Origin of the sequence: Aeromicrobium sp. (assembly GCF_049586495.1) — a bacterium.
In the GTDB taxonomy this organism is placed as follows: Bacteria; Actinomycetota; Actinomycetes; order Propionibacteriales; family Nocardioidaceae; genus Aeromicrobium.
In genome coordinates this window covers 1-20,276 of the sequence record NZ_JBAVCB010000115.1, presented here as the reverse complement: position 1 = coordinate 20,276, position 20,276 = coordinate 1, and the positions used below count along the sequence as shown (strand labels likewise).

19 protein-coding genes and 1 pseudogene are annotated in these 20,276 nt (G+C 66.4%); 18 read left to right on the top strand and 2 right to left on the bottom strand.

Annotated features, from left to right (window positions below; genetic code table 11):
- Nucleotides 1-73 precede the first annotated feature (73 nt).
- The 17 genes and pseudogenes from WB508_RS06300 to WB508_RS06220 all read left to right on the top strand — a co-directional run bounded on the left by WB508_RS06300 (nt 74) and on the right by WB508_RS06220 (nt 18,449).
- Nucleotides 74-769 carry a demethylmenaquinone methyltransferase gene (locus WB508_RS06300; protein ID WP_423844031.1) on the top strand — a complete coding sequence of 232 codons (696 nt, stop codon included), beginning with the start codon at nt 74-76 and terminating at the stop codon, nt 767-769.
- A 92-nt stretch (nt 770-861) separates the two neighbouring features.
- Nucleotides 862-2,006: pseudogene (locus WB508_RS06295) on the top strand (DUF222 domain-containing protein).
- Nucleotides 2,007-2,105: 99 nt separating this feature from the next.
- Nucleotides 2,106-2,465: an NADH-quinone oxidoreductase subunit A gene (locus WB508_RS06290; RefSeq protein WP_423844030.1), complete on the top strand. Its 360-nt coding sequence runs from the start codon at nt 2,106-2,108 to the stop codon at nt 2,463-2,465.
- Nucleotides 2,456-3,010, top strand: a complete 555-nt coding sequence (locus WB508_RS06285) for a NuoB/complex I 20 kDa subunit family protein (RefSeq protein WP_423844029.1) — start codon at nt 2,456-2,458, stop codon at nt 3,008-3,010. The genes WB508_RS06290 and WB508_RS06285 overlap by 10 nt, the downstream gene beginning before the upstream one ends.
- On the top strand, nt 3,007-3,717 hold the full coding sequence (locus WB508_RS06280; RefSeq protein ID WP_423844028.1) for an NADH-quinone oxidoreductase subunit C: 711 nt from the start codon (nt 3,007-3,009) through the stop codon (nt 3,715-3,717). Before WB508_RS06285 ends, WB508_RS06280 begins: the two co-directional genes overlap by 4 nt.
- Nucleotides 3,714-5,042, top strand: a complete 1,329-nt coding sequence (locus WB508_RS06275; RefSeq protein WP_423844027.1) for an NADH-quinone oxidoreductase subunit D — start codon at nt 3,714-3,716, stop codon at nt 5,040-5,042. Before WB508_RS06280 ends, WB508_RS06275 begins: the two co-directional genes overlap by 4 nt.
- On the top strand, nt 5,039-5,809 hold the full coding sequence (gene nuoE, locus WB508_RS06270; protein WP_423844026.1) for an NADH-quinone oxidoreductase subunit NuoE: 771 nt from the start codon (nt 5,039-5,041) through the stop codon (nt 5,807-5,809). The genes WB508_RS06275 and nuoE overlap by 4 nt, the downstream gene beginning before the upstream one ends.
- Entirely contained in the window at nt 5,802-7,112 is a 1,311-nt protein-coding gene (nuoF, locus tag WB508_RS06265) for an NADH-quinone oxidoreductase subunit NuoF (protein ID WP_423844025.1), read from the top strand. Before nuoE ends, nuoF begins: the two co-directional genes overlap by 8 nt.
- A complete protein-coding gene (locus tag WB508_RS06260; protein ID WP_423844024.1) occupies nt 7,109-9,508 on the top strand; it encodes an NADH-quinone oxidoreductase subunit G in 2,400 nt (799 codons plus the stop codon). The genes nuoF and WB508_RS06260 overlap by 4 nt, the downstream gene beginning before the upstream one ends.
- Nucleotides 9,505-10,749: an NADH-quinone oxidoreductase subunit NuoH gene (nuoH, locus tag WB508_RS06255; protein WP_423844023.1), complete on the top strand. Its 1,245-nt coding sequence runs from the start codon at nt 9,505-9,507 to the stop codon at nt 10,747-10,749. Before WB508_RS06260 ends, nuoH begins: the two co-directional genes overlap by 4 nt.
- On the top strand, nt 10,746-11,300 hold the full coding sequence (gene nuoI / locus WB508_RS06250; protein WP_423844022.1) for an NADH-quinone oxidoreductase subunit NuoI: 555 nt from the start codon (nt 10,746-10,748) through the stop codon (nt 11,298-11,300). The genes nuoH and nuoI overlap by 4 nt, the downstream gene beginning before the upstream one ends.
- Nucleotides 11,297-12,082, top strand: a complete 786-nt coding sequence (locus WB508_RS06245; protein ID WP_423844021.1) for an NADH-quinone oxidoreductase subunit J — start codon at nt 11,297-11,299, stop codon at nt 12,080-12,082. The genes nuoI and WB508_RS06245 overlap by 4 nt, the downstream gene beginning before the upstream one ends.
- Nucleotides 12,079-12,372, top strand: a complete 294-nt coding sequence (gene nuoK, locus WB508_RS06240) for an NADH-quinone oxidoreductase subunit NuoK (RefSeq protein WP_423844020.1) — start codon at nt 12,079-12,081, stop codon at nt 12,370-12,372. The genes WB508_RS06245 and nuoK overlap by 4 nt, the downstream gene beginning before the upstream one ends.
- 10 nt (nt 12,373-12,382) lie before the next feature.
- Entirely contained in the window at nt 12,383-14,257 is a 1,875-nt protein-coding gene (nuoL, locus tag WB508_RS06235; protein ID WP_423844019.1) for an NADH-quinone oxidoreductase subunit L, read from the top strand.
- Entirely contained in the window at nt 14,254-15,801 is a 1,548-nt protein-coding gene (locus tag WB508_RS06230; RefSeq protein ID WP_423844018.1) for an NADH-quinone oxidoreductase subunit M, read from the top strand. Before nuoL ends, WB508_RS06230 begins: the two co-directional genes overlap by 4 nt.
- The gene (gene nuoN / locus WB508_RS06225; protein WP_423844017.1) at nt 15,801-17,423 is read left to right on the top strand and encodes an NADH-quinone oxidoreductase subunit NuoN; all 1,623 of its coding nucleotides are present in this window, start codon (nt 15,801-15,803) and stop codon (nt 17,421-17,423) included. Before WB508_RS06230 ends, nuoN begins: the two co-directional genes overlap by 1 nt.
- Before the next feature lie 36 nt (nt 17,424-17,459).
- The gene (locus WB508_RS06220; RefSeq protein WP_423844016.1) at nt 17,460-18,449 is read left to right on the top strand and encodes a polyprenyl synthetase family protein; all 990 of its coding nucleotides are present in this window, start codon (nt 17,460-17,462) and stop codon (nt 18,447-18,449) included.
- A gap of 3 nt (nt 18,450-18,452) precedes the next feature.
- On the opposite strand, the gene rarD is transcribed toward WB508_RS06220, so the two are convergent.
- Nucleotides 18,453-19,385 (bottom strand): EamA family transporter RarD, encoded by a 933-nt coding sequence (rarD, locus tag WB508_RS06215; RefSeq protein WP_423844015.1) that lies wholly within the window; start codon nt 19,383-19,385, stop codon nt 18,453-18,455.
- Between the two features lie 48 nt (nt 19,386-19,433).
- Between rarD and WB508_RS06210 the strand changes: the two genes are divergently transcribed.
- Nucleotides 19,434-20,048, top strand: coding sequence for a class I SAM-dependent methyltransferase (locus WB508_RS06210; RefSeq protein ID WP_423844014.1), 615 nt, complete (start codon nt 19,434-19,436; stop codon nt 20,046-20,048).
- Here the strand turns inward: WB508_RS06210 and WB508_RS06205 are convergent.
- Nucleotides 20,039-20,276 (bottom strand): DUF520 family protein (locus tag WB508_RS06205; protein ID WP_423844013.1); only part of this gene is annotated, 238 nt, incomplete at its 5' end. The genes WB508_RS06210 and WB508_RS06205 overlap by 10 nt on opposite strands.

The window sequence follows — 20,276 nt, the reverse complement described above, 5'->3', positions numbered from 1 at the left end:
TAGTCGTGTGCCCGAAAGCCCGCCCCCGCAACCTCAGGTGGGTGGGTTGCCGCCACCGCCGTAGGCTTGAGGAGTGACTCGAGCCGGACTGGACAAGGATCCCCGTGACGTCGCCCGGATGTTCGACGGCGTTGCTGCGAAGTACGACGTGACCAACGACGTCCTGTCGCTCGGCCAGGACCGCCGCTGGCGCAAGCGGGTCGTGGAGATGGTCATGCCGAAGCCCGGCGAGGTCATTCTCGATCTGGCCGCTGGAACGGGCACCTCGAGCCAGCCGTTCGCCGACGCTGGCGCCACGGTCGTGCCCTGCGACTTCTCCATCGGCATGCTGCAGGTGGGCAAGGAGGCCAAGCCCGGGCTCGGTTTCACCGCGGGCGACGGCATGAAGCTGCCCTTCGGCGACGACACCTTCGACGCCGTCACCATCTCGTTCGGACTGCGCAACATCGCCGATCCGTCGGTGGGCCTGGCTGAGATGCTGCGGGTGACCCGTCCCGGTGGCCGCATCGTGGTCTGCGAGTTCAGTGCTCCCACCTGGAAGCCGTTCCGCTCGATCTACACCAACTACCTGATGAAGGCGCTGCCTCGCGTGGCCCGCGCCATCTCGTCCAACCCCGAGTCGTACGTCTATCTGGCCGAGTCGATCCGCGCCTGGCCAGACCAGCGAGGCCTCGCCGCTCAGATGGAAGCAGCAGGCTGGGGTCCCACCACCTGGAAGAACCTCTCGGCCGGCATTGTCGCCCTGCACCACGCCGTCAAGCCCGCCTGACCCGCCCGCCGGGTGGCGACGTGGTGACACGAGGTGTCGCAAGCCCGCAAGTGTTGAAGGGCGTTGTCAGACCCCGGCTCTAGGTTTGATATATGCAGCAATCGCAGCGAAATCCCGAGGTTCGGCTGACCGCAGCGGCTCAGACGTGTGCGGCCGCGGAGCATGCGGTCTGGGCTGAGATGCTGGCCTACTCCGACCGGCTGGCCGCCGAGTACTCAGCCACCCCGGAGTACTTCAAGCGGCAGGCTCAGCTGCGGTCGATCGCACTGGAGATCGCGGTCGCGATGCGCCTGTCCGAAGGGCAGGTCCACCGCAGGCTGTCGTGTGCGGAGACGGTCCGCGACCAGGCGCCCACGGTGTGGGCGGCTTTCGCCGCCGGAAGCGTCGATGCGTACCGGATCACGATGATCGCCGACTCCATCGACAAGCTGCACCGACCCGCTTCGGTCGCGAGGCTGGACTCCAAGGTCATTAGTTATGCCACCACCCACACGAGCATCGAGCTGCGCGGTTGGCTGCGGCGGTTCGTGGCTCGGGTCGAGGCCGACCTGTTCAACGAACGCGCCGAAGCAGAGCGGGCCGACCGCCACGTCTCCGTCGTCACGGTGAGGACGGCATGTCCTGGCTGAACGCCTACCTGCCCTCGCACATGGCCGCGGCGATCGACAAGCGGCTGATCTTCGAGGCCAGAAAGATCACCGGCGACGACCGCACCGTCGCCCAACGCCGCGCCGATCTGCTCGCCGCCTGGACCACCACCACCGACAACGGCGACGCGGCGGTCGGTTCCGACATCGCCGTGGTCATCGACGCCCAAACCCTCGTCGGCCTGTCAGACGCACCAGCCATCGCCGCGGACGGCACCTTCATCGTCCCCGCCCGATGGATCACCGATTCAACCGAGCACCCGTTCTGGCACAAGCTCCTGGTCGACACCAACGGCAATGTCCTCGAACATCACTACGCCGGCAGATTCGCCCCCGACACCCTCAAGAAGGCACTGACCTTCGCACACGGCACCTGTCAGGCACCGACCTGCACCAAGGCGGCCGATATGTGCCAGTTCGACCATCGACGACCCTGGCCCCACGGCAAGACCGTTGGGGCGAACCTCTGGCCACTGTGCGAACGACACCACCAGATGAAGTCTCACGACGTCATCACCTGGAGCCTGCCGTCCGGCCAGACCGCCCCTGCAGAATCAGCCGACCGTCGACTTTCTGCCGATGCCGCCTGACTTAGCGTGACCTAAGTTACACCGGCCCCCGCGCGGGCGTAGGGTGTCTCCCAAGACACGTTGTGAAGGATTTCACAAGCGCACGTGGAGGGATGTGTGATGACGGAGTACACCCCGATCTTGGCGTTGGGCGCCCTTGCCGCCGGGTTCGCGATCTTCAGCATCCTCGCGGGCAGCATGACCGGTCCCAAGCGGTACAACCGGGCCAAGCTCGACCGCTACGAGTCGGGTATCGAGCCCAGCCCGCTGCCGGAGGGCGGGGGCAAGATCTCGATCCGCTACTTCATCATCGCGATGCTGTTCATCGTCTTCGACATCGAGATCATCTTCCTCTACCCGTTCGCCGTCGCCTTCGACTCGCTCGGCTGGTTCGGTCTGATCGAGATGTTCATCTTCATGATCACCGTGTTCATCGCTTACGCATACGTCTGGCGACGTGGAGGTCTGGAATGGGACTAGAAGAGAAGCTGCCCAGCGGAGTTCTGCTCTCGACCGTCGAGGGACTCGCCGGCTACATGCGCAAGGCGTCGTTCTGGCCGGCCACCTTCGGCCTGGCGTGCTGTGCCATCGAGATGATGACCTTCGGCGCCCCCCGTTTCGACTCCTCGCGCTTCGGCATGGAGGTCTTTCGCCCCTCGCCGCGCCAAGCCGATCTGATGATCGTCGCCGGCCGCGTCAGCAACAAGATGGCTCCTGTCCTGCGTCAGATCTACGACCAGATGGCCGGCCCCAAGTACGTGATAGCGATGGGCGTCTGCGCCAGCTCCGGCGGCATGTTCAACAACTACGCCATCGTGCAGGGCGTCGACCACGTCGTGCCGGTCGACATGTACCTGCCGGGCTGCCCGCCCCGTCCCGAGATGCTGATCGACGCGATCCTGAAGTTGCACGACCAGATCCAGAACGAGAAGCTCGGCGCGAACCGGGTCGCCCAGATTGCCGAGCAGGAGAAGGTGGCGCTGCTCGCCACGCCGACCTCGGCCATGAAGGGCCTCATGCGATGAGTGACGAGACCCAGGATCTGTCGAAGACCATCGCGCCGGAGCTGGCCGAGAACGACCCCCGCAATCTCGAGATCGTCGAGGTCCGCGAAGGAGCGTTCGGCGCCCACGGCACCGGTGACACCAGCGGTTTCGGCGGACTCACCCGCCCGGTTGTCATGCCCGGCGCGGCCTCCCGCCCCTTCGGCGGCTGGTACGACCAGGTGGCTGACGACCTCGCTGCGCTGGTCCCTGAGGGAGCCATCGAGAAGGTCGTCATCGACCGCGGCGAGATCACCTTCCACGTCCGTCCCTCGGAGCTGCTCGAGGTGGTCACCCAGCTGCGCAACGCTCAGTCGCTGCGCTTTGAATTCTGTTCCAGCATCAGTGGCGTGCACTTCCCGCACGACACCGACCGCGAGCTCCACGTGGCCTACCACCTGCTCTCGATGACCCACAACCGCCGCATCCGCGTCGAGGTCTCGGCCCCTGACTCCGAGCCGCACATCCCGAGCGTCGTGGCGATCTACCCGACCGCCGACTGGCACGAGCGCGAGACGTGGGACATGTTTGGCGTCGTCTTCGACGGCCACCCCGCACTCACCCGCATCCTGATGCCGGATGACTGGCCGGGCCACCCCCAACGCAAGGACTACCCCCTGGGCGGCATTCCCGTGGAGTACAAGGGCGGCACCATCGCACCACCGGACGAGCGCAGGAGCTACTCGTGACCACCACCCAAGACCCCTACGCCGGCGCCACCGACACCCACGAGGGTCCGGTGTTCACCGTCACCGGTCAGGACTGGGACACCATCGACGCTGCGGGCGTCGAAGGTGACCGCATGGTCATCAACATGGGCCCGCAGCACCCGTCCACCCACGGAGTGCTTCGCCTCGTCCTGGAGATCGACGGCGAGACGGTTCGCGATGCTCGTCCCGGCATCGGCTATCTGCACACCGGCATCGAGAAGAACATGGAGTACCGCACCTGGACGCAGGGCGTCACGTTCTGCACGCGCATGGACTACGTCGCGCCGTTCTCCAACGAGGCTGCCTACGTCATGGGCGTGGAGAAGCTGCTGGAGATCGAGGTTCCCGAGAAGGCAGAGGTGATGCGTGTCCTCCTGCTGGAGCTGAACCGGATCAGCTCGCACCTGGTGTGCATCGCCACCGGCGGCATGGAGATCGGCGCGCTCACGGTCATGACGTGCGGCTTCCGCGACCGCGAGATCATCCTCGACATCTTCGAGACCATCACCGGGTTGCGCATGAATCACGCGTTCTTCCGCCCCGGTGGCGTCGCGCAAGACCTGCCCGACGGTGCGATCGAGCAGGTACGCGCGGCTGTCAGGTTGCTCAAGAAGCGTCTGCCCGAGTACGCGGCACTGTGCAATGCCAACCCCATCTTCAAGGGCCGCCTGAAGGACATCGGCTACCTCGACCTCGCCGGGTGCATGGCGCTGGGCATGACCGGACCGGTCCTGCGATCCACGGGCTTCGACTGGGATCTGCGCACCAAGCAGCCGTACTGGGGCTACGACAGCTACGACTTCGAGGTCGTCACCCGCGACGAGCCGGACGCCTACGGCCGGTTCCGCATCCGGCTCGACGAGATGTGGGAGTCCATCAAGATCGTCGAACAGGCCACCGAGCGCCTCGCCCAGATGCAGGGCATGCCGGTCATGGTCGCGGACAAGAAGATTGCGTGGCCCTCGCAGCTGAGCGTGGGCGCCGACGGCCAGGGCAACTCCGCCGAGCACATCCGCCACATCATGGGTGAGTCGATGGAGGCGTTGATCCATCACTTCAAGATCGTGACCGAAGGATTCCGCGTTCCGCCGGGTCAGGCGTATGGCGCCATCGAGGCGCCGCGCGGTGAGATCGGCTGCCACGTCGTCTCCGATGGCGGCACTCGTCCGTACCGCGCCCACTTCCGCGATCCGTCGTTCGTGAACCTGCAGGCCACCTCGGTCATGAGCGAAGGCTCCATGCTCTCCGACGTCATCGTTGCCATCGCCAGCATCGACCCCGTGATGGGAGGTGTCGACCGATGACGCTGTCGGACACGACGATCGCCGAGATGCGTGAGATTGCGGCTCGCTATCCGCAGGCCCGGTCCGGGCTGCTGCCCATGCTGCACCTGGTCCAGTCCACCGAGGGCTGTGTCACCAACGAGGGCGTGGAGATCTGCGCCGACATCCTGAACATCAGCGCGGCCGAGGTGTCTGGCGTCGCGACGTTCTACACGATGTACAAGCGCCGACCGATGGGCGAGCACCACGTCGGCGTCTGCACCAACACGCTGTGCGCTGTCATGGGCGGCGACTTGATCTTCGAGCGGCTCAAGGGTCACCTCGAGGTCGGCAACGACGAGACCACCGATGACGGCAAGGTCACCCTCGAGCACATCGAGTGCAATGCGGCATGCGACTACGCGCCGGTCATGACGGTCAACTGGGAATTCTTCGACAACCAGACCCCGGAGTCAGCCATTGAGCTGGTCGACCAGCTGCGGGCCGGCGAGACGGTGCAGAGCACCCGCGGCGGCACGATCACCTCGTGGCGCGAGGCCGAGCGGGTCATCGCCGGCTTCGAGGACGGCCGAGTCGACGAAGGCCCGACTGCGGGCCCCGCGTCACTGGTCGGCCTGGACATCGCCAAGGCCAACGGGTGGAACGCCGGAGGCTCCCAGGGCGGCTCCACGCCGGCCGACGGCGCGGCGGAAGCAGTCCAGGAAGCCGACACGGCGCGCGCCGAGAGCGAGACCGTCGCCGACCAGAGCGATGCCGACGTCGAGGGTGGAGGTTCTGACCATGACTGACCCCTTGACGCCAGTCCTCAGCGCTGACTGGGGCAACGACCGCGCCTGGACCTTGGCCGCCTACCGCGAGACCGGTGGGTATGACGCCCTCGAGAAGGCCTTGGCGATGAAGCCCGAGGACGTCGTGGAGATGGTCAAGGAGTCCGGGCTCCGTGGACGAGGCGGCGCAGGTTTCCCCACGGGCATGAAGTGGGGCTTCATTCCGCAGGACAATCCCAAACCCAAGTACCTCGTGGTCAACGCCGATGAGTCGGAGCCGGGAACCTGCAAGGACATCCCGCTCATGATGGCCACGCCGCACACGCTGATCGAGGGCGTCATCATCGCCGCTCACGCGATCAACGCTCAGCATGCGTTCATCTACGTGCGTGGCGAGGTGCTGCACGTCATCCGTCGCCTGCAGGCGGCCTGTCGCGAAGCCTATGCAGCCGGCTACCTCGGTGAGAACATCCTCAGCTCAGGCGTCAGCATCGACCTGGTCATCCACGCAGGAGCCGGTGCCTACATCTGTGGCGAGGAGACGGCACTGCTGGACTCGCTGGAAGGCCGTCGCGGCCAGCCGCGTCTGCGTCCGCCGTTCCCGGCCGTCGCTGGCCTGTACGCCTCGCCCACCGTCATCAACAACGTCGAGTCCATTGCGTCGGTCCCCGCCATCGTGCGCGAAGGCGAGGAGTGGTTCGCCGGTCTGGGCACCGAGAAGTCCAATGGGTTCGTCCTCTACTCCTTGTCTGGTCATGTCAAGACCCCCGGTCAGTACGAGGCGCCGCTGGGCATCACGCTGCGCGAGTTGATCGATCTCGGGGGCGGGATGCGCGAGGGCAGCGAGCTCAAGTTCTGGACCCCCGGCGGATCGTCCACCCCGTTGCTCACCGCCGAACACCTCGACATGCCGCTGGACTACGAGTCCGTCGGTGCTGCCGGATCCATGCTCGGCACGCGTGCCTTGCAGATCTTCGACCAGACCACCTCGGTCGTTCGGTGTGTGCTGCGCTGGACCGAGTTCTACAGGCACGAGTCCTGTGGCAAGTGCACACCATGTCGCGAGGGAACCTACTGGTTGGTCCAGATCCTCGACCGTCTCAATCGAGGTGAGGGCCAGGAACGCGACATCGACCTGCTGGTCGACCTGTGCGACAACATCCTCGGGCGATCGTTCTGTGCGCTTGGCGATGGAGCCACCAGCCCGATCACCTCGGCCATCGAGTACTTCCGCGAGGAGTTCGAGGCAGGCATGCACACGCCGTCGGCCGAGCTCTTCTCGCCGGCCACGTCCACGCTGTTTCCCCAGGAGGTCTCGGTATGACCATCGAGACGACGCCCGAGTCGACGACCCCGGTCGAGCTGGTCACCCTGACCATCGACGACGTCGAGGTCAGCGTTCCCAAGGGCACCTTGGTGATCCGCGCTGCTGAAGTCATCGGCGTCGAGATCCCGCGTTTTTGCGACCACCCCCTGCTCGAACCGGTGGGAGCCTGCCGCCAGTGCCTGGTCGACATCCCCGACGCCGGTAACGGCCGCGGCTTCCCCAAGCCGCAGGCGTCGTGCACCATCGAGGTCGCCGACGGCATGGTCGTGCAGTCCCAGGTCACCTCCGAGGTCGCAGCCAAGGCCCAGCGCGGCAATCTCGAGTTCTTGTTGATCAACCACCCGCTCGACTGCCCGGTCTGCGACAAGGGCGGGGAGTGCCCCCTGCAGAACCAGTCGATGACCCACGGTGCAGGCGAATCGCGCTTCGTCGAGACCAAGCGCACGTTTCCCAAACCGATCAAGGTCAGCGAGCAGGTGCTGCTCGACCGCGAGCGCTGCGTGCTGTGCGCCCGCTGCACCCGATTCTCCGAACAGATCGCCGGCGACCCCTTCATCGAGCTGTTGGACCGCGGCTCCCAGCAGCAGGTCGGCATCTATGAAGAGCAGCCGTTCAGCTCCTACTTCTCCGGCAACACGATCCAGATCTGCCCCGTCGGGGCGCTGACCAGCGCCGACTACCGCTTCCGATCGCGCCCTTTCGACCTGGTGTCCACGCCGTCGATCGCCGAGCACGATTCCAGCGGATCTGCGATCCGTGTCGATCATCGCCGCGGCAAGGTCATGCGCCGCCTGGCCGGCAACGATCCTGAGGTGAACGAAGAGTGGATCACCGACAAGGATCGGTTCTGCTTCACGTACGCCACCGAGGCTGACCGTCTCACGTCGCCGCTGGTACGCGACGAGAACGGCGTGCTGCAGACCGCGTCGTGGCCAGCTGCCCTGGCTGCCGCTGCGCGGGGGTTGGCCTCGGCCAAGGGCAAGGTCGGTGTGCTGCCAGGCGGCCGGCTCACCGTCGAGGATGCCTTTGCCTACTCAACGTTTGCGCGCGCCGTGCTCGGCACGCACGACGTCGACTTCCGGGCCCGCGCGCACTCCGACGAGGAAGCCGCGTTCCTCGCCTCGCACGTGGGGGGCACCGCCCTCGGCGTCACCTTCGCGGACCTGGAGCGCGCGTCCACGGTCGTCCTCGTCGGACTGGAACCAGAGGATGAGGCCGGCACCGTGTTCCTGCGGCTGCGTCGCGCTGCCAAGGAGTCTGGCGTCCAGATCGTGTCGGTCGCCAGTCACGCCACCCGCGGCCTGACCAAGATGAACGGGAAGCTGGTCCAGACCGTCCCCGGTCACGAAGCGGCTGCCGTCGCAGCCCTCGAGCTGGACGCCCAGAGCGTCATCTGCGTCGGCGAGCGCATCGCGTCCGTCCCCGGCGGCTTCAGCGCTGTCGCGGCGGCGGCGTCCTTGTCCGGAGCGCGGGTCGCGTGGATTCCGCGTCGCGCGGGCGATCGCGGCGCGGTTGACGCTGGTTGTCTGCCCGGTCTGCTGCCGGGCGGTCGCCCGGTCGACAACGCCGAGGCGCGCGCCGATGCCGCCGCCGCCTGGGGCGTCACCTCGCTTCCCGCCAAGGTCGGGCGGGACGCGTCCGCGATCTTGAAGGCCGCCTCCACCGGCGGCCTCAAGGCACTGGTGGTCGGTGGAGTCGAGATCGACGATCTGCCCGACGCACTCACGGCTCGAGCCGCGCTGGCCAAGGTGCCCTTCCTCGTCAGCCTCGAGGTGCGCCGCAGCGAGGTCACCGAGGCCGCAGATGTCGTGCTTCCCGTGGCCCCGATGGTCGAGCGACCGGGATCGTTCATCAACTGGGAAGGCCGCGTGCGTCCCTTCCCCGCCGTGCTGCATGAACCCAACTCGTTGACCGACATCCGGGTGCTGGCCGGCATCGCCGAAGAGCTCGGCCGCCCGCTGGGATTTCGGACCGTCTCGGCGGCCCGCGCGGCGCTCGACGAGCTCGGTCCGTGGGACGGCGAGCGCTCCACGGCCCCCCAGGTTGCGCTGGCTGACGACGTCGCGCCCAAGCGCCAGGTCGTGCTCGCCACCTGGCGCCAGCTGGTCGACGACGCCCGCGGACAGGATGGCCAGAAGGAGTATCACGCCACCGAACGTCCGGCAGTGCTGCTGGCCAGCGAGGCCACCCTCAAGGCCTTCGATGTCGAGCCCGGCGAACCAGCCACGGTGTCCACCGAGTCCGGGAGCGTCACCTTCCCCTCGGCGGTCGCGGATCTGCCCGACGGTGTCGTCTGGGCGCCGGCCAACAACGGCATCAGCCTCGCGTCATCGCTCGGCGTGGCCCATGGCGGCCATGTCAGCCTCGGTGCGGCGAACGGAGATGCATCGTGAGTGACATCTTCGGCAACGAGCCGGTCTGGGTCATCATCCTCAAGGCGGTGCTGATCTTCGCTTTTCTGCTGGTCTACACGCTGTTCAACATCTGGTTCGAGCGTCGCGTCGTGGCCCGCATGCAGCACCGTGTCGGCCCCAACGTCAACGGTCCGTTCGGACTGCTGCAAAGCCTCGCCGACGGCGTGAAGCTGGCGCTCAAGGAAGACATCATCGTCAAGGCGGCCGACAAGGTCGTCTACATCCTGGCCCCGATCCTCGCTACAATCCCGGCGTTCCTCGCCTGGGCAGTCATCCCGTTCGGTCCCGAGGCGCGCATCCCCTTCACCGACACGGTCACGCCGCTGCAGCTCACCGACCTGCCAGTCGCGGTGCTCTACATCCTGGCCGTCACCTCGATCGGGGTCTACGGCATCGTGCTGGCCGGCTGGTCCTCCGGCTCGATCTACGCTCTGCTCGGCGGACTGCGCTCCAGCGCCCAGGTCATCTCCTACGAGGTCGCGATGGGTCTGTCGTTCGTGTCGGTGTTCATGTACGCCGGCTCGATGTCAACCTCCGAGATCGTCGACGCGCAGACCGACCTCTGGTACTTCCTGCCGCTGTTCCCCTCATTCGTGATCTACGTCATCGCGATGGTCGGTGAGACCAACCGCGCGCCGTTCGACCTCCCCGAGGCCGAGGGCGAGCTGGTCGGTGGCTTCCACACCGAGTACTCCTCGCTGAAGTTCGCCCTGTTCTTCCTGGCCGAGTACGTCAACATGGTCACGGTCTCGGCACTCGCCACGACCTTGTTCCTCGGCGGCTGGCGGGCACCCTTCGGCATCGGCACCGTCTGGGCCGGCGCCAACGAGGGTTGGTGGCCCGTGCTGTGGTTCTTCCTCAAGACGCTGGGCTTCATCTTCTTCTTCGTCTGGTTGCGCGGCACCCTGCCGCGGATGCGCTACGACCAGTTCATGAACTTCGGCTGGAAGATCCTCATTCCGGTCTCGTTGGTCTGGATCATCGCGGTCGGACTGATCCGCAAGCTCAAGAGCGAGGACATGTTGGGCCAAGACGCCCTGATGTGGTTCGCGATCGTCGCCGGCGTGCTGATCCTCGCCACGTTCTTGATCCCCGAGAAGAAGCCCGAACCCGAGCCGGAGCCTGACGCCGTGGAGTTCGACGCCTTTGCCGGCGGCTACCCGGTCCCGCCCATGGGCGATCAGGTGCTGCCCGCCACCACCGACAGGAGCACGTCGTGAGCAATCCGATCAAGGAGACGCTGTGGGACCCGATCGCCGGGTTCGGCGTCACGTTCCGCACCATGTTCCGCAAGACCGTCACCGAGCAGTACCCGTTCGAGAAGGTGCCCACGGCGCCGCGCTTCCACGGACGGCACCAGCTCAATCGCTGGCCGGACGGACTCGAGAAGTGCATCGGCTGCGAGCTGTGCGCCTGGGCCTGCCCGGCCGATGCCATCTACGTCGAGGGCGCGTCGAACACCGACGACCATCGCATGAGCCCTGGCGAGCGGTACGGCAGCGTCTATCAGATCAACTACCTGCGCTGCATCCTGTGTGGGCTGTGCATCGAGGCGTGCCCCACCCGCGCGCTGACCATGACGAACGAGTACGAGCTGGCCGACAACAACCGCGCCGATCTGATCTACGAGAAGACCGATCTGCTCGCACCGTTGCTGCCGGGCATGACCGAACCCCCGCATGACATGTTGATCAGTGACGACCACCAGGACTACTACCGCGGCAAGCAGCTGCCGATCGTGCAGACCACGAGCGGAGAGCCGCCCGCATGACCACGTTCTGGATTCTCGCCCCGCTGATGGTGATCTCGGCTCTCGGCCTGCTGTTCGTGCGCAAGGCCGTGCACGCAGCCTTGTGCCTGGCGATCGTGATGATCAGCCTGGCCATCTTGTACGCCGCCCTCGACGCCCCGTTCCTCTTTGCGGTGCAGATCATCGTCTACACCGGCGCGATCATGATGCTGTTCTTGTTCGTGCTGATGCTGGTCGGCGTCGACTCCGCTGATGCGGTGGCGGAGACGATCGGCGGGCAGCGGTGGATCGCCGTCCTGCTCGGCGGGTTGTTCGGCATCACCGTCGTGCTGGCGATCGGTCAGACCGTCTCGGGCGCCGTCATCGGCCTGAGCGCGGCCAATGGCAACGGCAACCCCTACGGCCTGGCCGAGCTGCTGTTTGGCAAGTACGTCCTGGCTTTCGAGTTCACCAGCGCCCTGCTGATCACTGCAGCCATGGGCGCCATGGTGCTGGCGCACAAGGAACGGCTGTTCGCCCGTCCCACCCAGAGCGGTCTGGCCCTGCAGCGCATGCGCGACTATGCCGAGACCGGCCGGCACCCGGGCAACCCGCCGACGCCGGGCGTCTTCGCCCGCCACAACGCGGTCGACACCCCGGCCCTCCTGCCCGACGGCACCGCCGTCGACGGCTCGGTGTCGCCCAGCATCGTGGCGCGTGGCCAGGTGCGGGACGGCTACGACGACGACATCGAGACCGTGCAGCGTCAGCTCGATGGCACCGACTCCGACGGCAACGGACCTCTGGGCGGAGGCGAGAAGTGAACGAGTACATCTCACTGTCGCTGATCTTGTTCACCATCGGTGCGGTCGGCGTGCTCGTGCGACGCAACGCCATCGTGGTGTTCATGTGCATCGAGCTGATGCTCAACGCCACGAACCTGGCCTTCGTCAGCTTCTCGCGCCAGACCGGCAATCTCGACGGGCAGGTCGCGGCTTTCTTCGTCATGGTCGTCGCCGCCGCTGAAGTCGTGGTGGGCCTGGCCATCATCGTGTCCATCTACCGCACGCGACGATCGATCTCGGTCGACGACGCGAATCTGCTGAAGGCGTAGGGGCACCGACATGTTCGATCTCCAATGGCTGCTCATTGCCGTTCCGCTGGTCAGCGGCCTCGGTCTGCTGGTGTGGGGCAAGGAGTCCGACGCCTTCGGTCACCTCATCGCCACTCTGGCGTCCACCTTCTCCTTCGTCTTCGGCGCGATCTTGTTCCTCGATCTCGTCGGCAGTGATGCGGAGGAGCGCTCGCACACCGCGAATCTGTTCACCTGGATCGACGCAGGGCGCTTCCACGTCGACATGTCATTCACCTTCGACCAGTTGTCAGGCCTCTTCGTCCTGCTCATCACGGGTGTCGGCACGCTGATCCACGTCTACTCGATCGGCTACATGGCGCACGACGAGCGCCGCCGCCGATTCTTCGCGTATCTCAACATCTTCATCGCAGCCATGCTCACGCTCGTGCTGGCCGCCGACTATCTGGTGCTGTTCCTGGGCTGGGAGGGCGTCGGTCTGGCGTCGTACCTGCTGATCGGGTTCTGGCAGCACAAGCCGTCGGCCGCGGCCGCCGCCAAGAAGGCCTTCGTCGTCAACCGGGTCGGTGACATCGGCATGGCGCTGGCAATCATGTTGATGTTCGCCCAATTTGGCACGTCGGCGATCGACTCGGTCAACGCGTCCGTCACCAGCGCCAGCGGCTCGGTCGCCACGGCGCTCGGGCTGCTGCTGCTGCTCGGCGCATGTGGCAAGTCAGCACAGGTGCCGTTGCAGAGCTGGCTGCTCGACGCCATGGAGGGTCCCACTCCCGTCTCCGCACTGATCCACGCCGCCACCATGGTCACGGCAGGTGTCTACCTCGTCGTGCGTTCATCGGGCATCTACGACGCCAGCGAGGCCGCCCGCACCGCCGTCATCATCGTCGGCCTGGTGACGCTGCTCGTCGGTGCGTGGATCGGTTGCGCCAAGGACGACATCAAGAAGGCCCTGGCGGGATCGACCATGAGCCAGATCGGCTACATGATGCTGGCGGCCGGTTTGGGACCTGCGGGCTACGCCTTCGCGGTCTTCCACCTGATCACGCACGGCTTCTTCAAGGCCAACATGTTCCTCGGCGCCGGCTCGGTCATGCACGGCATGGACGACGACGTCGACATGCGGCACTACGGCGCCCTGCGCTCGGCCATGCCGGTGACGTTCGTGACCTTCGGCCTCGGCTATCTGGCCATCATCGGCTTCCCCGGCACCGCTGGATTCTTCTCCAAGGACCTCATCATCGAGGCCGCGTTCGCCGAATCATTCTGGGTCGGGCTCGGTGCGTTGATCGGCGCCGGTGTCACGGCGTTCTACATGACCCGGTTGATGATGATGACCTTCTTCGGGCAGAAGCGCTGGCTCGATGGCGTCGAACCGCACGAGTCGCCCAAGGTCATGACCATTCCGCTGATGGCGCTCGGCGCCCTGTCGGTCCTCGGTGGCGCGCTGATCATCAGCGACTTCATTCCCGAGTGGCTCGAGCCGGTGGTGGGAGCCGAGGAGCATCACGAGCTCGGCATCCCGGTCTGGCTCATGACGGTCATCATCACCTTGGTCGCCGCCTCTGGCGTCGCGCTCGGCGTGTGGCTGTACCGCCGCGAGATCGCGGTCGACGCACCTGCGGACTCCGAGGTCTCGTTCTTCACGCGCGCGGGTCGCCACGAGGTCTACGGCAACCAGATCAACGACGCGATCGCGGTGCTGCCCACGCGGCATCTGACTCGGTTCCTGGTCTGGCTCGACGGCAAGGGCATCGACGGCTTCGTCACGGGAGTCGCCGACCGGCTCGGTGACACCTCGCAATTCCTGCGCAAGCCGCAGACCGGCTATGTCCGGTCGTATGCGGCCACACTCTTCGGCGGCGCCCTGCTCGTCGTCCTGGTACTCCTGGCGGTGACCCTCGCATGATCCTCACGATCCTCGCCGCAACTCCTCTGGTCGGCGCTGTGCTGGTCGCCGCGCTCGGCGGCGGCCCGGCGCCCTACCTGCGGCCCAAGGTCGTCGCGCTGGGCGTCTCGATCATCACCCTCGCTCTGTCGCTGGTGATGCTGGCGCAGTTCGACCTCACCGGACCCGGCGGCTACCAGCTGACCATCGACCACGAGTGGATCTCGGCGTTTGGCGCCCACTATGCCCTCGGCGTCAACGGCATCGGGGTCACCCTGATCCTGCTCACCACGATCCTCACCCCGCTGGTCGTGCTGGCCGCCTGGGGCGACCGTCTCCCCGACCCCGGTCGCACCTCGTCGTACCTGGCGTGGATGCTGGCCGTCGAGGGCCTCGCGATCGGGGCCTTCGCCTCGATGGACGCGTTTCTCTTCTACGTGATGTTCGAGGCCACGCTGATCCCGCTCTACTTCCTGATCGGCTCCTTCGGTGGGTCCAACCGGTCGTACGCCGCGGTCAAGTTCCTGATCTACAACCTGGTCGGCGGGCTGCTGATGCTGGCGGCCATCGTCGGCCTGTACGTCGTGAGCGCGCAAGCGGGCGAGGCCTCGTACCTGCTGTCCGACCTGCAAGCGCTCGACATGGGCACCACGACCGAACGCCTCTTGTTCTGTGGCTTCATGGCGGCCTTCGCGATCAAGGCGCCGTTGTGGCCCTTGCACACGTGGCTGCCCGATGCCGCCGCGCAGGCGACGCCGAGCACCTCGGTGCTGATGGTCAGCGTCGTCGACAAGATCGGCACGTTCGGGATGCTCATCTGGTGCCTCGGCGTGTTCCCCAACGCGGCCGACTGGGCGTCGCCGGTCATCATCACGCTGGCCGTTGTCAGCATCGTCTACGGCGCGCTGCTGGCGATCGGCCAGGACGACATCCGCCGGCTCGTCGCCTTCACATCGGTGTCGCACTTCGGCTTCATCGTGCTGGGCATCTTTGCCTTCACCACGACCTCGATGGCCGGCTCGACGCTCTACATGTTCAACCATGGGCTCTCGACAGCCGCGCTGTTCCTCGTGACGGGCGTCATGATCGCCCGCCGCGGATCGGCCAGCATCGGGGACTTCGGTGGCGTGCAGAAGATCGCACCGATCATGTCCGGTGTGCTGCTGGTCGCGGGCCTGTCCAGCCTGTCGCTGCCGGGACTGGCCCCGTTCGTGTCGGAGTTCATGGTCCTGGCGGGAACCTTCACGCGCTCGATCCCGGCGGCCACGATCGCCACGTCAGGCATCGTGCTGGCGGCGCTGTACATCCTGATCATGTACCAGCGCACCATGACCGGGCCGCAGCAGCCGGGCACCGAGGGCGTCACCGATCTGACCACTCGCGAGATCACGGCGCTGGCGCCGGCGCTGGTCCTGATCATCGGACTGGGATTCTTCCCGCAGCCGCTGCTCAATGTCATCAACCCGGCCATCGACACCGTCGCGTCCCGCGTCGGCGTGGGTGACCCGGCGCCCAGGACACCCACCACGATCGATGTCACTGTTCCCGCGGAAGGAGGCCACTGATGAGCTTCGCGCATCTCGCCGTCATCGACCGCCCGCCGATCGCCGCTCCGGACATCCAGTACGCGTTGCTGATGCCGGTGTTCATCGTGGTCGGTGCCGCCATCGTGGGCGTGCTGGTCGAGTCGTTCCTGCCCCGCCGGCACCGGTTCACGATCCAGGCGGGCGTCGCCGTGGCGGGCCTCATCGCTGCGTTCGTCGACACCGTCGTGGTGTACACCGATCTCACGCTGGTCGACGCCGCCCGCGTGGGGCGAGGCCAGGTTGCTGCCGAAGGCGCTCTGTCGATCGACGGGCCTGGCGTGTTCACGTGGGGCATCCTGCTGATCTTCGCGCTGCTCAGCACCCTGCTGTTCGCCGAGCGTCGTCTCGACGGCGGTCTCAGCAGCTTCACCGGCCGCGCCGCTGACGCCCCCGGATCGGCCGCCGAGGCCGAGGCCGTCAAGGCGCGCATCGAGCACTCCGAGGTCTTCCCGCTGGCTCTGTTCGCCCTGTCGGGCATGATGCTGTTCGCCTCGTCGAACGATCTGCTCACCATGTTCGTGGCGCTCGAGGTGCTGAGCCTGCCGTTGTACCTGCTGTGCGGCCTGGCCCGTCGTCGCCGCCTGCTGAGTCAGGAGGCGGCACTCAAGTACTTCCTGCTGGGCGCGTTCAGCTCCGTGTTCTTCCTCTACGGCATTGCGCTGGTCTACGGCTACTCCGGCAGCTTTCGGCTGTCCGAGATCGCCACGGCTGTGTCGGCTCGATCCGGCTCGGAGAATCTCCTGTTGGCGGGCATGGCGCTCATCGCTGTCGGCCTGCTGTTCAAGATCGGCGCTGCACCGTTCCACAACTGGACGCCGGACGTCTACCAGGGCGCTCCCACTCCCGTCACCGCGTTCATGGCCGCTGGAACCAAGGCAGCCGCCTTCCTGGCGCTGATGCGGGTGTTCTTCGTGGCCTTCGGCGGCTCGTCATGGGACTGGCGGCCGATGATCGTGATCATCGCGGTCATCACGATGTTCCTCGGCGCGATCGTGTCGATCTCGCAGACTGACGTCAAGCGCATGCTCGCCTACTCCTCGGTCGCCCACGCCGGCTTCCTGCTGGTGGGCTTCGTCGGCGTCTACCAGGGCCCGGTGAATGGCGATCGCATCACCTCGGTCTCGAGCGTGTTGTTCTACCTCGCGATCTACGGCATCTCCTCGATCGGCGCGTTCGCCGTGGTCACGCTGGTGCGTGACGGCGGTGGCGAGACCACGCACTTGTCGAAGTGGGCTGGGCTGGGCAAGGTGTCGCCGTTGCTGGCAGGCAGCTTCGCGTTGTTCATGCTCTCCTTCGCCGGCATCCCGCTGACGGGCGGATTCATCGGCAAGTGGGCGGTGTTCAGCGCCGCATGGTCGGGCGGGTACTGGCCGCTGGTCGTGGCCGGTGTCCTGATCAGCGCGATCGCGGCGTACTTCTACGTGCGGGTCATCGTGCTGATGTTCTTCACCGATCCAGTGGGCGCAGGCCCGAGCGTGGCCGCGACCGGCAGATTGACTACGGTGGTCATTGCGATGACCGCTGCGGCGACTGTCGTGCTGGGTGTCGTGCCCGGTCCATTGCTCGACCTGGCCCAGCACGCTGGCGCTTTCGTGCGCTGACGCGCCCAGTAGTCACTGCGGCGAGAGGAGGAGCACGTGTCTGGTCTGGGAGTTCTCTTCGAGGATCCGGCTCTGGAGGCACGCGTCAGTGCGGGCGTCGAGAAGGTCGAGGCTCGACTTCTGGAGGCCACCCGTGCGCCTGAACCCTTCATCGCCGAGGCTGCAGCCCACCTGCTGAATGCGGGCGGCAAACGGTTCCGGCCGCTGATCGCGATGCTGGCGGCCGAGTTCGGCGATCCGTCCCGCGACGACGTCGTGCCCGCCGCTGTGGTCGTCGAGCTGACGCACCTGGCCACGCTGTACCACGACGACGTCATGGACGAAGCGGACAAGCGTCGCGGCGCGCCCAGCGCCAACGCCCGGTGGGACAACTCGCTGGCCATCCTGGTCGGCGACTTCCTGTTCGCCCAGGTCTCCGAGCTGGTCTCGCACCTGGGCCCGGAGATGGTGCGAATCCAGGCGCAGACCTTCTCTCGGCTGGTGCGGGGCCAGATCCGCGAGACCCTGGGACCCCAGGACGGTGACACGGCCCTCGGCCACTACCTCGGTGTCGTGGCGGACAAGACCGGGTCGCTGATCGCCGCTTCAGCCCGGTTCGGCGCCAAGATGTCCGGCGCTCCCGCCGATGTGGAGACGGCCCTCACCGAGTTCGGTGAGCGCATCGGCTCTGCCTTCCAGCTGGCTGACGACATCATCGACATTGCCAGCGAGACGGGCGATTCCGGCAAGACCCCGGGCACCGACCTCCGCGAGGGGGTGCCCACCCTCCCCACGCTGCTGGCTCAGAAGTCGATGGATGCAGCAGATGCGAGGCTGCTGGACCTGCTCGCGCGGCCCTTGACCGACGACGAGGAGCTGGCTGAGGCGTTGGCACTGCTGCGTGTGCACCCGGCCATGGATGAGGCTCGCGCCATCGTGCAGACCGAAGCAGACGCCGCGCGAACCCTGCTGGCGCAGTTGCCCGACAACCCGGCCCGTCGCGCCCTCTACGACGTCTGCGACGTCGTGGTCACCCGCCTCGGCTGAGCCTCAGCACGCGGGTGCGGTCTCGCCGGTTCGACGCAGGGCGCGGCGCCGGTTCATCAGCCCGTCGGTGGTGAAGATGACCAACGCGGCCCAGACCAGCAAGAACCCGACCCAGCGGGCCGAGGTCATGTCCTCGCCGAAGATCGTCAGGCCCAGCACGAACTGGATGAATGGTCCGAGGTACTGCAGCAGTCCGATCGTGGTCAACGACAGTCGGGTGGCAGCACCGTTGAACAGCAGCAACGGGATCGCGGTGACCACCCCGGTGCCAATCAGCAACATGACGTTTCCTGGTCCTGCGCTGCCGAAGGTGAGGTGGTCGGTGAACCCCAGAACCAGGAGGTAGCCAATGGCCACCGGGGTCAGGATCAGGGTCTCCATGCCCAACCCTTCCAACGAGGGAAGGTCTGCCTTCTTCTTGAGAAATCCGTAGGTCGCGAAGGAGAAGGCGACCAGCAGGGCGATCCACGGCGGTCGACCGTAGTCGATGGCAAGAACCAGCACCGCGAGGGCGCCCACGCCGACCGCGGCCCACTGGATCGGCCGCAGCGTCTCCTTGAGCACGAACACCCCAAGAAGCACGGTGACAAGTGGGTTGATGAAGTATCCCAGCGACGTCTCGACCACGTGCCCGCTCGTGACTCCGTAGATGAAGCCCCCCCAGTTGAACGCGATCGTGATGGCCGCGAATGTCAGCAGCACCATCAGTCGCCGGTCCCGCGCGATCGCGATGAACGGCCTCCATCGCTGCATGGCGGTGACGGCGACCAGCACGAACACCATCGACCAGATGAACCGGTGAGCCAGCACCTCGAGGGCCGACGCCGGGTCGAGCAGGGGCCAGTACAGCGGGAAGAATCCCCAGCACAGGTACGCGCCGACGCCGAACAGGACGCCATTCTGCGAGGAGGTGCGCACGGGCTTCTCGGTGGTCACCACGCGATGCTAGTCCTCCGCTCGACCATGGGTGGCAGCATGGTCGGCATGGGCACGTCGACTCCGCGCTGGTTCAGCGACACCAAGGATGGCCACTCCGAGTGGTATGTCGAGCGATTCCGGAAGATGGCCGCTGATGGCGACGATCTGGCCGGCGAGGCGCGGCTGATGGACGCCATCGTCGAGCCTGGTTCGCGCATCCTCGACGCGGGCTGCGGCCCGGGCCGGATCGGCGCGGCGTTGCACGACCGTGGACACGTCGTGGTCGGTGCTGATGTCGATCCTGTGTTGATCGACGCGGCTCGCACCGACCACCCGGGACCGCGGTGGGAGGTCGCCGACCTGAGCTCGCTGGACCTCGACGAGGACCCGTTCGACGCCGTCGTCATGGGCGGCAACGTGATGGTGTTCCTGGCCCCTGGCAGCGAGGTCGAGGTGCTGCGTCGCGTCGCCGCTCACGTGCGCCCCGGAGGCCGCATCGTGACCGGATTCCACACCGACCGCGAGTACACCGTCGAGCAGTTCGACCGTGACGTCGTGTCGGCCGGCCTCACCCTCCAGCAACGGTTCGCGACGTGGGACCTGGTCCCGTGGAACGACGAAGCGAGCTTTGCCGTGACCTTCCTGACCGTCTCACCCCCATCGGCTGGGGATCAGCGGTAGTTGACGAACTGGACCGCGAAGTCGAGGTCGGAGCCCTTGACCAGGGCGATGATCTCCTGCAGATCGTCGCGCTTCTTGCTCGACACCCGCAGCTCGTCGCCCTGGATCTGCACCTTGACGCCCTTGGGACCCTCGTCGCGGATCAGCTTGGAGACCTTCTTGGCCTGCTCCTGGTCGATGCCCTCCTTGATGCTCGAGGTCAGCTTGACGTCCTTGCCGCTCTGCCGG

Excerpts from the sequence above, each read along its gene's own strand:
- WB508_RS06290 (WP_423844030.1), top strand. The coding sequence starts at position 2,106 with ATGACGGAGTACACCCCGATCTTGGCGTTGGGCGCCCTTGCCGCCGGG.
- WB508_RS06285 (WP_423844029.1), top strand. The coding sequence starts at position 2,456 with ATGGGACTAGAAGAGAAGCTGCCCAGCGGAGTTCTGCTCTCGACCGTC.
- WB508_RS06280 (WP_423844028.1), top strand. The coding sequence starts at position 3,007 with ATGAGTGACGAGACCCAGGATCTGTCGAAGACCATCGCGCCGGAGCTG.
- nuoE (WP_423844026.1), top strand. The coding sequence starts at position 5,039 with ATGACGCTGTCGGACACGACGATCGCCGAGATGCGTGAGATTGCGGCT.
- nuoF (WP_423844025.1), top strand. The coding sequence starts at position 5,802 with ATGACTGACCCCTTGACGCCAGTCCTCAGCGCTGACTGGGGCAACGAC.
- WB508_RS06260 (WP_423844024.1), top strand. The coding sequence starts at position 7,109 with ATGACCATCGAGACGACGCCCGAGTCGACGACCCCGGTCGAGCTGGTC.
- WB508_RS06245 (WP_423844021.1), top strand. The coding sequence starts at position 11,297 with ATGACCACGTTCTGGATTCTCGCCCCGCTGATGGTGATCTCGGCTCTC.
- nuoL (WP_423844019.1), top strand. The coding sequence starts at position 12,383 with ATGTTCGATCTCCAATGGCTGCTCATTGCCGTTCCGCTGGTCAGCGGC.
- WB508_RS06230 (WP_423844018.1), top strand. The coding sequence starts at position 14,254 with ATGATCCTCACGATCCTCGCCGCAACTCCTCTGGTCGGCGCTGTGCTG.
- nuoN (WP_423844017.1), top strand. The coding sequence starts at position 15,801 with ATGAGCTTCGCGCATCTCGCCGTCATCGACCGCCCGCCGATCGCCGCT.
- WB508_RS06210 (WP_423844014.1), top strand. The coding sequence starts at position 19,434 with ATGGGCACGTCGACTCCGCGCTGGTTCAGCGACACCAAGGATGGCCAC.